This window comes from Buttiauxella cochleicola (assembly GCF_021282405.1).
Taxonomy (GTDB): domain Bacteria; phylum Pseudomonadota; class Gammaproteobacteria; order Enterobacterales; family Enterobacteriaceae; genus Buttiauxella; species Buttiauxella massiliensis.
The window spans coordinates 323,453-336,050 of record NZ_JAJSOU010000001.1; the positions used below are offsets into that span (position 1 = coordinate 323,453).

Sequence of the window (12,598 nt, forward strand, 5' to 3'; positions counted from 1 at the left end):
GTGTTAAGGGTGGATCATCGCGAACGGTATCCACCCTTAATATGTTGGCTTTACCGATCTTTTCGCCACGCATCTGCTGTCAACGCTTCGCCGAAATGGCTGGCGATCAGGCGTTTGGTTAGGTCATGAAGCGGTGAGGCAAGAACTTCAGCGGTGCTGCCACGCTCAACGACTTCGCCCTGGTGCATCACAATCACTTTATCGCTGATGTGTTTCATCATGCCGATATGCTGAGTCACATAGATATAGGCAATGCCCTGTTTTTCCTGTAGCTCAAGCATCAGGTTAATCAGTTGCGAACGCATTGACATATCAAGAGATGCCAGCGCTTCGTCGGCGATAATCACTTTGGGACGCAGGATTAACGCGCGCGCCAAACCCAGACGCTGTTTCTGCCCGGGAGCCAGCATATGCGGGTAGTAGCTGGCGTGATCGGGAAGCAAGCCCACCATTCTGAGCGTTTCAATAATCTGCTTGTGACGCGCTTCTGGCTCAAGGTTGGTGTTCAGGCGCAGTGGGAAATCGAGGATCTGCGAAATACGCTGGCGCGGGTTCAGCGAGGTGCTTGGATCCTGGAAAATCATACGTATATGCTGGCTTCGGTAGGTATAGTCACCGTATTGCAGTAAATGATCGTTTATTAGCACTTCGCCAGTGGTGGGCTCAACCATCCCGGCAAGCATTTTTGCAAGTGTCGATTTGCCAGAGCCGTTTTCGCCGATAATCGCCAGCGTCTGTTTTTCACGCAAAGTGAAACTCAGCGGTTTTACGGCATCAACATGCTGGCGCTGGAATAAGCCGGTTCGATAGCGAAACGTTTTACTTAAATTTCGAACTTCGAGCAGCGTTTCGACCATTACTGACTCTCCATATTCAGCGGGAAGTGACAGGCATAAAGATGTGTCTTTGCCCCCATCAAGCGAGGTGTTTCAATACATTCACGCTGTGCATAAGGGCAGCGAGGCCCTAGTCGGCACCCCATCGGCAACTGTTCCAGTAAAGGAATCGCACCCGGCATGGTATTGAGGCGGCTTTTATGCGGCATCGGGCTGCCAAAATCAGGAATCGCGCGGATAAGCGCCTGTGTATAAGGGTGGTGCGGGGTGGCAATCAGCTCTTCACTGGTTGCGCTTTCCACGGTTTGCCCACAATACATGACGTTAATTTTATCGGCCCATTTGCTCAGCATCTGCAAATCATGGCTGATCAGCAAAATCGTGGTGTTGTTGTACTGATTTAACCGCGTCAGCAGTTTGAAAATTTGCAACTGCGTGGTTGGTTCCATCGCGTTGGTTGGCTCATCCGCAATTAACAAACGCGGTTGGTTGGCAAGGGCGATGGCTATCATCACCTTTTGACATTCACCGTCAGTCAGCTCGTAGGGATAGCTACGCATCGCATCTTTATGATCTTTAATCCCCACACGGTGTAATAACTCAATGGCCCGGCGTTTGCGCCAGCCAAATCGCTTCCACCAGCGGCCTTTATAGGTCCAGCCGGGAATATTTTGCATCAACTGACGCCCGACACGTTCTGATGGGTCCAGACACGACTGTGGTTCCTGGAAAATCATCGAAACGTTGTGGCCGACCAGCCGACGACGCTCGCGTGAACTCAGGCGCAGTAGATCGATGTCATCAAACCGCATACGGTCGGCGGTGACGCGCCAGTTGTCTTTGGTGACGCCGCAAATCGCTTTTGCAATCAGACTTTTTCCTGAGCCGGACTCGCCTACTAAGCCACGGATTTCCCCTTCATTCAGAGTCATACTGACGCGGTCGACGGCTTTTACCCAACCTTCGGAGGTCATAAACTCGATGGTCAGGTTTCGAATATCAAGTAATGGCATTATTGCACCCCCGCATTGATTGCGCGGCGTAAACCGTCGCCCAGCAGGTTGACCAGCAACACACTGATCATGATAGCCACTCCAGGCAACATTACTGTCCACGGAGCGACATAAATCAACTCCAGTGCGTCACCCAACATCGAGCCCCATTCCGGTGATGGGAGTTGTGCCCCAAGGTCCAAAAATCCTAGTGCAGCGATATCCAGAATCGCCATGGATAGCGCACGGGTAATCTCAGTCACCAGAATCGCCGCCGTATTTGGCATCACTGCAAACCAGAGAATATTCAGTGTCGATGCACCATCAAGGCGTGCGGCAACCACGTAATCTTTTTCCAGCTCGTCGTGTACAGCGCTATAAACAGAACGCACCATCCGCGGCAGCAGGGCGAGCCAGACGGCAAACATAGCGTGCAACAAATGTGGCCCGACAAACGCCACGACAATAATTGCCAGAAGAAGCGACGGGATCGACAACAGCGTATCGAGGATATGGTTGAGTACAGCAGAGCGAAGGCCATGTGTTGAACCGGCAAACACGCCCAAAATAATGCCGCATACTGCTGCAGCAAGCGTAACGACAAACGCACCGCCAACTGTTGGTGCAGCACCGCTTAACAGGCGGCTTAACACATCACGCCCCAGATCGTCTGTACCCAGGAAGAAAGAGACATCGCCATAGCGTGACCATGAAGGTGGTAACAGTTGATAACCCAGGAACTGTTGGTCGATGCCGTAGGGGGCAAAAACACCACCAAAAATGCACAGCAGCACCAAAGCGCCACAACCATATAGGCCGATCATCGCCGTAGTATCGCCGTAAAATTTTCGCCATGTCAGGCGCAGAGTGCTCGGCGGTCGCTTCTCGCGATAGACGCTATCGTAAGGCATACCATTCCTTATGTGTCAGAGGGTTTGCCATGGCACCCAAAATATCGGAAATAACGTTCACAATGATTACCAATGAGCCAATGACCATAACGCCAGCAGAAATGGCCGTGTAGTCTTGTTGGCGAATTGCGTTGATAAGCCAGCGCCCAAGGCCCGGCCAACTGAACACAACTTCAGTGATCATCGCCAGAGTTAACATGGTTGAGAATTGCAGGCCGAGGCGTGGAATGACCGGAGGCAACGCGTTGTGCAGCACATGACGATGAAGAATTGTCAGGCGTGATAAACCACGGGTTGCAGCTGCCTTAATATAGTTTTGGTCAAACACTTCAATCGTGCTTATACGCATCAGGCGCACCACTTCAGTGGTCGGTGCGACGGCTAATGCCACCACTGGCAGCACCATGTGACGTATGGCGCTGACGATCATCTCTTCGCGATAAGGAGAGTCCGATAGCCAGGCATCAACCAGCGCAAAACCAGTCACTGATTTCACTTCATAAAGCAAATCAAAGCGTCCGGAAACGGGCAACCAACCTAATGTTAGCGAGAAAAACATCGTTAGAAGCAAGGCTAGCCAGAATACAGGAATAGAAAAACCAACCAGTGCCAGAGCGCTTATCAGCCGGTCTTGCCACTTATTGCGCATAATACCGGCCAGCATTCCCACCGGAATACCTATCAGTAATGCCAGGCCAAATGCCAGAATGCACAGTTCCATGGTGGCAGGGAAAACAATACGCAGCTGTTCATTGATCGACTGACCGTTAATGCTCGATACGCCGAAATCCCAATGCATAATACTTTCAAACCAGAAAACCCACGCATTCCACAGTGATGCACCTTGCAGTGGGGCATGAGGGGTAAAATAGTTGAGGCTAAAACCGATAAAGGTCAGAAAAAACAGCGTCACCAGCAGCAATAGCAGGCGGCGCAGAGTGTAAATAATCATGGTTTTTTCACCTCAACATTCTCACGGGAAACACCCGCAAACGATGCATTACCAAACGGACTTAGCACCAGCCCTTTAATGTCGTAGCGATAGGCTTGCAAGCGCAGTGATGACGCCAGTGGCAGCACGGGCAATTGTTCGGCCAGAATGTCCTGAGCCTCGCGGTAAGCTTCGATGCGAGAGGCCAGCTGCTGAGACGACAACGCTTTTTGCAGCACTTCATCAAACTTAGGGTCACACCAACGAGCATAGTTGGTCTGCGATCGGATCGCGGCGCAACTAAGCATGGGGCGGAAGAAACTATCAGGGTCGTTACTGTCTGTTGCCCAACCTGCAAGCGTTAAGTCGTGATTCATATCCATTAAGCGAGCTTCCTGGAAACGGCCTTCGACAGGAACAATAATGACCTTCACCCCAATTTGCGCCATGTCCGCCTGGATAAGCTCTGCCGTTTTCAACGGGCTTGGGTTCCATGCCTGAGAGCTAGTTGGAACCCATAGACGCAATTCAAGGTTGTTAAGTCCGAGCGCTTTTAATTGCTGGCGAGCTTTCTGCGGGTTGTATTCGGTAATTTTGGAGTCGCTGTCATAAGCCCAGGAAGCGCGCGGCAAAATAGAGGCGGCTGTCTCGGCTGTACCGTAGTAAATCGACTGCATCAGGCGTTGGTTATTGATGGCCAGTGCCAATGCATGACGTACTGCTGGGTTATTCAATGGTGCTTTGTTGGTATTAAACGCCAGATAAGCAATGTTCATTCCCGGACGCAAAGTAAGCCGCAATCGCGGATCATCACGTAAAATCGTCAACTGACTGGCTGCTGGATAGGCCAGTACATCGCATTCGCCAGTAATCAGTTTCGATAAACGCCCTGTACCACCTGAACCCAGATCCAGAACAACTTGTGGCATTAATGGAACACCGCGCCAGAATTTCGGATGGCGTGCGAGGCGAATATATTGCCCCGCGCGATATTCACTTATCTGGAATGGCCCTGTGCCAACCGGCTGACGGTCCATTAACTCCTGACGGTCGGCCTTAGTCAGTTGATCTGCATATTCTGCAGACATCACGGATGCGTAATGTGTAGCCATATGCCACAAGAAAGAGGCATCCGGCTTTTCCAGTCGGAACTCAACGGTGTTGCTATCAAGCTTGCGAATACTTTTTACTGAGTCCGGGAATTGAAGGCTATCGAAGTAAGGGTAGTTGCCGCCGTTAACGTTATGCCACGGGTGTTTACGATCAAACACTCGTTGAAAGCTGAAAACCACATCGTCGGCATTGAGTGCGCGAGTAGGTTTAAACCATGGGGTGGTCTGGAACTGAACATTCGAGCGCAGATGAAAACGATAAGTCGCACCGTTATCCAATACTTCCCAGCTCTCGGCCAATTCTGGCACCAGGCGATAAGTGTACGGATCAACATCCAGCAACCGGTCATATAACTGTGCGGCAAGGGTGTCCACAGTCAAACCACCGCTGGCCATCTGCGGGTTAAAAGTATTGACCTGACCGCTGACACAATAAACAAATCCGCTGTTACGGATATCGGCTGGCTTTTCAATAGGTGTTGCAGCAAATGCCGCGCCACTCAGGCAGCTAACCGCCAGTAACAGGGAGGAGACAATTCCGCGCATAAGTTTTTGAGTTTTCTCGGGTGATAGCCAAAGTGTATCGCACTCTGGAGGGCTTCCCAAAATATGTCAGGCTATTTTGCTTTTTTTATAAACAAAGCCTGCAAAAAAGGCGGGGAGATGCTGTTTTTTGCAGCGTTAGTGGCCTTCGCAGAGACTAAAAACTCAATCTGATAGCTATTCAGATAGCATAATTTGGTGCTTTTTCAGTAAGGCGCGCAGTTGATGATAAGTGAGCCCGAGCAAATCAGCGGCTTTACGCTGGTTGTATTTCGCCTGCTTGAGGCTTTGTTCAACGAGTGTTTTCTCTTGATCATTTTGCCAGGCGCGTAAATCCATAGGCAAGGTTTGTTGCTGCGATTCGCTACTTTTTACAATAGTTACAGGTTGCCGCGCAAAGGGATCGAGGATGATTTCATCGACAGGTTCCTCACTGGATCCATGGCGATAAACCGAGCGTTCCACCACGTTTTTTAACTCACGGATATTGCCCGGCCAGGCATAATTCATCAGTGTTAATTGCGCTTCTTCGGTGAATCCAGGAAATAGAGGGAGCTGCAATTCGCGACACATAGTGATCGCAAAATGTTCGGCCATCAACATGATATCGGGTTGACGCTCACGTAGCGGGGGAAGTGTCACGACATCAAATGCCAGACGGTCGAGTAAATCAGCGCGGAATTTCCCTTCTTCAGCAAGTTTTGGCAGATCGGCGTTGGTCGCACAAACTAATCGTACATTGACCTGCAACGGCTGGCTGCCGCCAACACGCTCAAGCTCACCGTATTCCACGACGCGTAACAGTTTTTCCTGCACCATCATGGGTGCGGTTGCCAGTTCATCAAGAAACAACGTACCGCCGTCGGCGCGTTCAAAGCGGCCTGGATGGCGCTTCTGAGCGCCGGTAAAAGCTCCGGCTTCGTGACCGAAAAGTTCTGAATCAAGCAGGTTATCGTTAAGTGCGGCACAGTTCAGGGAGATAAAGGGTCCTTGCCATCGGCGCGAAAGGAAGTGCAGGCGATTGGCAATCAACTCTTTACCTGTTCCACGCTCGCCAATCACTAACACCGGTTTCTCTAGTGGTGCCAGGCGGGAGACTTGTTCCAGTACTTCAAGAAAGCTGTTCGCTTCGCCAATCAGGTTATCTTTGCTATCTGCCATGATTAAATTAACCAATAGTTAGTGAATATAACCACTATAAACGTTATGTTTAATGAGTCAAATTTAATAATTATGTTTAAAATCAATAAGATAAAAATTTGGCACGCCGCTTGCAATATTCAATTCGAGCAAGGTGCCGGGCACCTGAAATAATGACTAAAGAGGATTGAATTATGGGTATTTTTTCTCGTTTTGCCGACATCGTGAATGCCAACATCAACTCACTGCTCGAGAAAGCAGAAGACCCACAGAAGTTGGTGCGCCTGATGATTCAGGAAATGGAGGACACACTCGTTGAAGTGCGCTCTACCTCGGCTCGTGCGCTGGCTGAAAAGAAACAGCTTTCTCGTCGTGTAGAACAAGCAACTGCACAGCAAGCTGAATGGCAGGACAAAGCAGAATTGGCGCTGCGTAAAGATAAAGAAGATCTGGCGCGTGCGGCATTGATCGAAAAACAAAAAATGACCGACCTGATCGCCACCCTGGAAGATGAAGTGGTGCATGTCGATGAAACCCTGGCGCGCATGAAAAAAGAAATTGGCGAGCTTGAGAATAAACTCAGCGAAACCCGCGCGCGCCAGCAGGCGTTAACGCTGCGCCATCAAGCAGCCTCTTCTTCACGCGATGTTCGTCGCCAGTTGGATAGCGGCAAAATCGATGAAGCAATGGCTCGTTTTGAATCTTTTGAACGCCGTATTGACCAGATGGAATCAGAAGCGGAAAGCCACAGCTTTGGTAAACAGAAAAATCTCGATTCACAGTTTGCTGAACTGAAAGCCGATGACGAGATCAGCGAACAGCTGGCTGCGCTGAAAGCTAAAATGAATAACCAGGAACGTGGGTAATTCACTTTAACTGCGGCGTGCATGGCGCGCCGCAGCTGGCCTGACTTGTAAAAGGAGTACACATGAGCGCGCTTTTTCTTGCCATTCCGTTAACCATATTTGTGTTGTTTGTCGCCCCCATCTGGCTGTGGTTGCACTACAACAACCGTGCCGCGAATGGCGGGCAGCTCTCTCAGGGCGAGCAACAGCGGCTGGCGCAGCTAACTGATGAATCACGCCGTATGCGCGAACGTATTCAGACGCTGGAGCAGATCCTTGATGCAGAACATCCGAACTGGAGAGACAAATAATGGTGAACTCAATTTCCGGTCGTAAATTGTGGCGTATCCCTGAAAAAGGGATGGTGAAGGGGGTTTGCGCGGGTATCGCGCAATACCTTGATGTGCCAGTCAAATTGGTACGCCTGATTACCGTATTAGCGATGATCTTTGGCCTATTTTTCTTTGTGATGGTGGCCTACATCGCACTGACCTTTATCCTTGACCCAATGCCTGCGGGTGCCGACCAGGCAACTCCTCAACCGACTACGCGCGATTTGCTCGACGAAGTTGATGCTGAACTTGCGGCAGGGGAGCAGCGTTTACGTTCTATGGAACGCTATATAACCTCTGATACCTTCACGTTACGTAGCCGTTTCCGTCAGCTTTAATGTTCTCTATGGGGGCGATTGCCCCCGTTGTAATCGGGAGAAACCATGTCTAAATTCCAGACGGCTGCGAACAAGGCTAAGCCGGGCCTGAAAATTGTCGGTAAGTTAGTATTGCTGACCGCCCTGCGCTACGGCCCTGCAGGCGTCGCGGGTTGGGCAGTTAAATCCGTAGCGCGCCGTCCATTGAAAATGCTACTGGCGCTAACCCTTGAGCCCCTGCTGGCACGAGTACTGCGCAAAATTTCTGCTCGCACTCAAGGTGGCACTGCAAAGTAATCTTTTCTCCACACTTTTGATTTTCAATTCATTTGCCATTGATTCGGTATTAACTACCCATATTTATTACAATCAGTGAAGATTCTCCTCAGTTGAGAGACAACGGGCGCAACCAGGACGCATATGAACAGAATCAAGAATGAACTAAATGCCCTGATGAACCGGGGTGTGGACCGACATTTACGTCTTGCCGTAACCGGTTTAAGCCGCAGCGGTAAGACGGCTTTTATCACCGCGATGGTGAATCAATTATTGAGCGTGCATAACGGCGCGCGTTTGCCGTTGCTTAATGCGGTGCGTGAAGAACGCCTGCTTGGCGTTAAACGTGTGCCACAGCGTGATTTAGGTATTCAACGTTTTACCTATGACGAAGGTCTGGCGCAGTTGTACGGCTCTCCACCGAACTGGCCGACTCCAACCCGCGGTGTTAGCGAAATGCGCCTCGCGCTGCGTTATCGTTCTAACGATTCACTGCTGCGCCATTTCAAAGACACATCAACGCTATATCTGGAAATTGTCGATTATCCTGGCGAGTGGTTATTGGACTTGCCGATGCTTGCGCAAAATTACCTGAGCTGGTCGCGCCAGATGACAAGTCTGTTGACAGGAGATCGCGCTGAATGGTCGGTGCAGTGGCGCAAACTATGTGAAGGGTTGGATCCGCTGGCTCCTGCCGATGAAAACCGCCTTGCTGCAATTGCAGAGGCCTGGACTGAATATCTGCTGCACTGCAAACGAGAAGGTCTGCATTTTATCCAACCCGGTCGTTTTGTGTTACCTGGTGATATGGCTGGCGCTCCGGCGTTACAATTCTTCCCGTGGCCAGATGTGGATAGCATTGGCGAGTCGAAACTCGCTCAGGCAGACAAAACCACCAATATCGGCACGTTGCGGACACGCTTTGATTACTACTGTGAAAAAGTGGTCAAAGGGTTCTACAAGAACCACTTCCTTAAATTTGACCGCCAAATTGTGTTGGTGGATTGTCTTCAGCCTCTCAACAGCGGCCCGCAAGCATTCAACGATATGCGCCTCGCGCTGACGCAACTGATGCAAAGTTTCCATTACGGCCAGCGCACGTTGTTTCGTCGCCTGTTTTCGCCGGTTATCGACAAACTTTTATTTGCTGCCACCAAGGCCGACCATGTGACCGTCGATCAGCACGCCAACATGGTGTCGTTACTACAGCAACTGGTGCAGGACGCCTGGCAGAATGCCGCGTTTGAAGGTATCGACATGGACTGCATGGGGCTTGCGTCAGTTCAGGCAACACAAAGTGGCCTGGTTGACGTGAAAGGTGAGCAAATCCCGGCATTGCGTGGTAACCGTTTAAGTGATGGCGCACCGCTAACCGTCTACCCTGGCGAAGTTCCGGCGCGTTTACCAGGAAGTGCTTTCTGGGAGAAACAAGGTTTTCAGTTTGAACAGTTCCGTCCGCAAGTGATGGATGTGGACAAGCCAATGCCGCACATTCGGATGGACGCGGCGCTGGAGTTTTTAATCGGGGATAAATTGCGATGAACGAACCATTAAAACCGCGTATCGATTTCGCACAACCACTGGATGTGGAAAAAGAAGATATCTACAAAGCGCCACATGCTTTCAGCGAGCCGGAGGCTGAGAAGTTTACTCCAGCGCTCAACACGTTTGATGAGGTTGACGTTGACGATGGCGGCCAAGCAGAAGCCGTGATTGAAGCGGCTTTGCGCCCGAAACGCAGCCTGTGGCGGCGCATGGTTCAGGTCGGGCTTGGGCTGTTTGGCGTCAGCGTGGTGGCGCAAGGCATTCAGTGGACGCATACCGCTTATGTTACCCAGGACTGGATTGCTCTCGGAGGCGGCATTGCTGGCGGGTTGATTATTGCTGCCGGTGTGGGCTCAGTGGCGACAGAGTGGCGACGTTTATGGCGTTTGCGCCAGCGTGCTGAAGAACGTGACGAAGCGCGTGATTTGATGCATAGCCACGGCATGGGGAAGGGTAAAGCCTTCTGCGAAAAACTCGCGCGCCAGGCTGGGCTTGATCACGGGCATCCTGCACTGCAACGCTGGTACGCCGCGATTCATGAAACGCAAAACGATCGTGAAGTAGTGGAGCTATACGCCCGTTTGGTCCAGCCAGTGTTGGATAACCAGGCGCGCCGGGAAATCAGCCGCTCGGCTGCTGAATCCACGCTGATGATTGCCGTCAGCCCGCTGGCGATGGTGGACATGGCGTTTATCGCCTGGCGTAACTTGCGCCTGATAAACCGTATTGCCACGGTTTATGGCATAGAATTAGGTTACTACAGCCGTATCCGTTTGTTCCGTCTGGTATTGTTGAATATCGCCTTTGCCGGAGCCAGTGAACTGGTGCGTGAAGTCGGTATGGACTGGATAGGCCAGGATCTGGCGGCAAGACTTTCGACGCGTGCTGCGCAGGGCATTGGTGCTGGTTTGCTGACTGCCCGCTTAGGGATCAAAGCAATGGAGCTTTGCCGCCCATTGCCATGGATTGAAGGCGACAAACCGAAACTCGGTGACTTCCGCAAGCAGTTGCTGGTTCAGCTCAAAGAGACAATAAGTAAAAGTAAAACCAGACCTGTAGAGTAACAAACAGGCAATGCCGTGAGCATTTAGCTTTACGGCATTGCCCCCATTCAGCGACTTATCTGTCAACTTTTCTTAACACATCTCTTCTGACCATTCGTTATCTGGAGTATCATCACTCCACCCAATGACTCAGCTTATTGCAATTGAAGGACACCTCCATGCGTCTGGAAGTTTTTTGCCAGGACCGCCTTGGTCTGACTCGAGAATTACTTGATTTACTTGTGCTGCGTAGTATCGATTTGCGAGGAATCGAAATTGATCCAATTGGGCGAATTTACCTGAATTTCTCGACACTTGAATTTGACTCATTCAGCAGTCTGATGGCTGAAATTCGGCGAATCCCGGGCGTTACGGATGTGCGTACCGTGCCGTGGATGCCTTCCGAACGTGAGCATCGTGCGCTGAGTGCTTTGCTTGAAGCGCTGCCAGAGCCGGTTCTTTCTTTGGATATGAAAAGCAAAGTAGAGCTGGCAAACCCAGCGAGTTGTGCGCTGTTCGGACAAAACGAAGACAAGTTGCGTAACCATAATGCCGCAAGCCTTGTGAATGGTTTCAATTTTATGCGTTGGCTTGAAAGTTCTCCGGCCGAATCGCATACCGAACATGTGGTCATCAACGGGCAGAACTTCCTGATGGAAATCACGCCGGTTCATCTGGATAGTGAAAACGAAGAGTCTTCACTGGTGGGGGCTGTTGTTATGCTGCGCTCCACGGTGCGTATGGGTCGCCAACTACAAAATATCTCTAACACTGATGTCAGCGCTTTCAGTCAGATTGTTGCCGTCAGCCCAAAAATGCGCCATGTGGTTGATCAGGCTCATAAACTGGCACTGCTGAATGCGCCGCTGCTGATTGTTGGCGATACAGGCACCGGAAAAGATTTGCTGGCTCACGCTTGCCACCTTGGCAGCCCACGCGCGCAGAAACCTTATCTGGCGCTGAACTGCGGTTCGATGCCAGACGATGTTGTAGAAAGCGAATTGTTTGGTCACGCGCCAGGCGCTTACGCCAATGCCGTCGAAGGGAAAAAGGGCTTCTTCGAGCAGGCGAACGGTGGCTCGGTTCTGTTGGATGAGATTGGTGAGATGTCGCCGCGTATGCAAACTAAACTGCTGCGTTTTCTCAACGATGGGACTTTCCGCCGTGTGGGCGAAGAACACGAAGTACATGTTGATGTCCGCGTGATTTGCGCCACCCAGAAGAACCTCGTTGAAATGGTACAAAAAGGGGAGTTCCGTGAGGACCTCTATTATCGCTTGAATGTACTGACGCTGAATCTGCCGCCTTTGCGTGATCGCCCGCAAGACATCATGCCCCTGACCGAACTGTTTGTAGCACGATTTGCCGATGAACAAGGGGTACCGCGCCCGAAATTGGCAAATGACCTGAGTAATATGCTTACACGTTACGGATGGCCGGGAAATGTGCGCCAGTTGAAAAATGCAATTTATCGCGCATTAACACAGTTGGAAGGTTATGAATTGCGTCCACAAGATATTGTGCTGCCTGATTTTGACACCGTCAGTTTGGCTGTTGGCGAAGAGGCGATGGAAGGGTCGTTAGATGATATTACCAGCCGCTTTGAGCGCTCGGTACTGACACAGCTTTATCGTACTTATCCAAGTACGCGTAAGTTGGCAAAACGCCTGGGTGTGTCACATACGGCGATTGCGAACAAATTACGTGAATATGGTTTGAGCCAGCGTAAAACCGAAGATTAAAAAAAACAATGCCCCCTGATTTCGGGGGCATTC

General features: G+C 50.9%; 13 protein-coding genes. 7 read left to right on the forward strand and 6 right to left on the reverse strand.

Annotation, left to right across the window (positions count from 1 at the left end; genetic code table 11):
* Positions 1–50 precede the first annotated feature (50 nt).
* The 6 genes from sapF to pspF all read right to left on the reverse strand — a co-directional run bounded on the left by sapF (position 51) and on the right by pspF (position 6,486).
* Positions 51–857, reverse strand: a complete 807-nt coding sequence (sapF, locus tag LVQ79_RS01480) for a putrescine export ABC transporter ATP-binding protein SapF (RefSeq protein WP_064558754.1) — start codon at positions 855–857, stop codon at positions 51–53.
* Positions 857–1,849 (reverse strand): putrescine export ABC transporter ATP-binding protein SapD, encoded by a 993-nt coding sequence (gene sapD / locus LVQ79_RS01485; RefSeq protein ID WP_232863647.1) that lies wholly within the window; start codon positions 1,847–1,849, stop codon positions 857–859. The genes sapF and sapD overlap by 1 nt, the downstream gene beginning before the upstream one ends.
* Positions 1,849–2,739, reverse strand: a complete 891-nt coding sequence (gene sapC / locus LVQ79_RS01490) for a putrescine export ABC transporter permease SapC (protein ID WP_134182414.1) — start codon at positions 2,737–2,739, stop codon at positions 1,849–1,851. The genes sapD and sapC overlap by 1 nt, the downstream gene beginning before the upstream one ends.
* Positions 2,726–3,691, reverse strand: coding sequence for a putrescine export ABC transporter permease SapB (gene sapB, locus LVQ79_RS01495; protein ID WP_151993594.1), 966 nt, complete (start codon positions 3,689–3,691; stop codon positions 2,726–2,728). Before sapB ends, sapC begins: the two co-directional genes overlap by 14 nt.
* Entirely contained in the window at positions 3,688–5,328 is a 1,641-nt protein-coding gene (gene sapA, locus LVQ79_RS01500; protein ID WP_151993593.1) for an ABC transporter substrate-binding protein SapA, read from the reverse strand. The genes sapB and sapA overlap by 4 nt, the downstream gene beginning before the upstream one ends.
* A gap of 174 nt (positions 5,329–5,502) precedes the next feature.
* On the reverse strand, positions 5,503–6,486 hold the full coding sequence (gene pspF / locus LVQ79_RS01505) for a phage shock protein operon transcriptional activator (protein WP_232863648.1): 984 nt from the start codon (positions 6,484–6,486) through the stop codon (positions 5,503–5,505).
* 173 nt (positions 6,487–6,659) lie between these two features.
* Between pspF and pspA the strand changes: the two genes are divergently transcribed.
* The 7 genes from pspA (at position 6,660) to tyrR (ending at position 12,565) form a co-directional block, all read left to right on the forward strand.
* A complete protein-coding gene (gene pspA, locus LVQ79_RS01510) occupies positions 6,660–7,331 on the forward strand; it encodes a phage shock protein PspA (protein WP_151993591.1) in 672 nt (223 codons plus the stop codon).
* Between the two features lie 62 nt (positions 7,332–7,393).
* Positions 7,394–7,621 carry an envelope stress response membrane protein PspB gene (gene pspB, locus LVQ79_RS01515; protein ID WP_034455459.1) on the forward strand — a complete coding sequence of 76 codons (228 nt, stop codon included), beginning with the start codon at positions 7,394–7,396 and terminating at the stop codon, positions 7,619–7,621.
* Positions 7,621–7,980 carry an envelope stress response membrane protein PspC gene (pspC, locus tag LVQ79_RS01520; RefSeq protein WP_064511602.1) on the forward strand — a complete coding sequence of 120 codons (360 nt, stop codon included), beginning with the start codon at positions 7,621–7,623 and terminating at the stop codon, positions 7,978–7,980. Before pspB ends, pspC begins: the two co-directional genes overlap by 1 nt.
* Positions 7,981–8,025: 45 nt before the next feature.
* Positions 8,026–8,256 (forward strand): phage shock protein PspD, encoded by a 231-nt coding sequence (gene pspD, locus LVQ79_RS01525; protein ID WP_064511601.1) that lies wholly within the window; start codon positions 8,026–8,028, stop codon positions 8,254–8,256.
* 123 nt (positions 8,257–8,379) lie between these two features.
* On the forward strand, positions 8,380–9,777 hold the full coding sequence (locus tag LVQ79_RS01530) for a YcjX family GTP-binding protein (RefSeq protein ID WP_151993590.1): 1,398 nt from the start codon (positions 8,380–8,382) through the stop codon (positions 9,775–9,777).
* Positions 9,774–10,844, forward strand: a complete 1,071-nt coding sequence (locus tag LVQ79_RS01535) for a YcjF family protein (RefSeq protein ID WP_232863649.1) — start codon at positions 9,774–9,776, stop codon at positions 10,842–10,844. The genes LVQ79_RS01530 and LVQ79_RS01535 overlap by 4 nt, the downstream gene beginning before the upstream one ends.
* Before the next feature lie 158 nt (positions 10,845–11,002).
* Positions 11,003–12,565 (forward strand): transcriptional regulator TyrR, encoded by a 1,563-nt coding sequence (gene tyrR, locus LVQ79_RS01540; RefSeq protein WP_232863650.1) that lies wholly within the window; start codon positions 11,003–11,005, stop codon positions 12,563–12,565.
* Positions 12,566–12,598 lie beyond the last annotated feature (33 nt).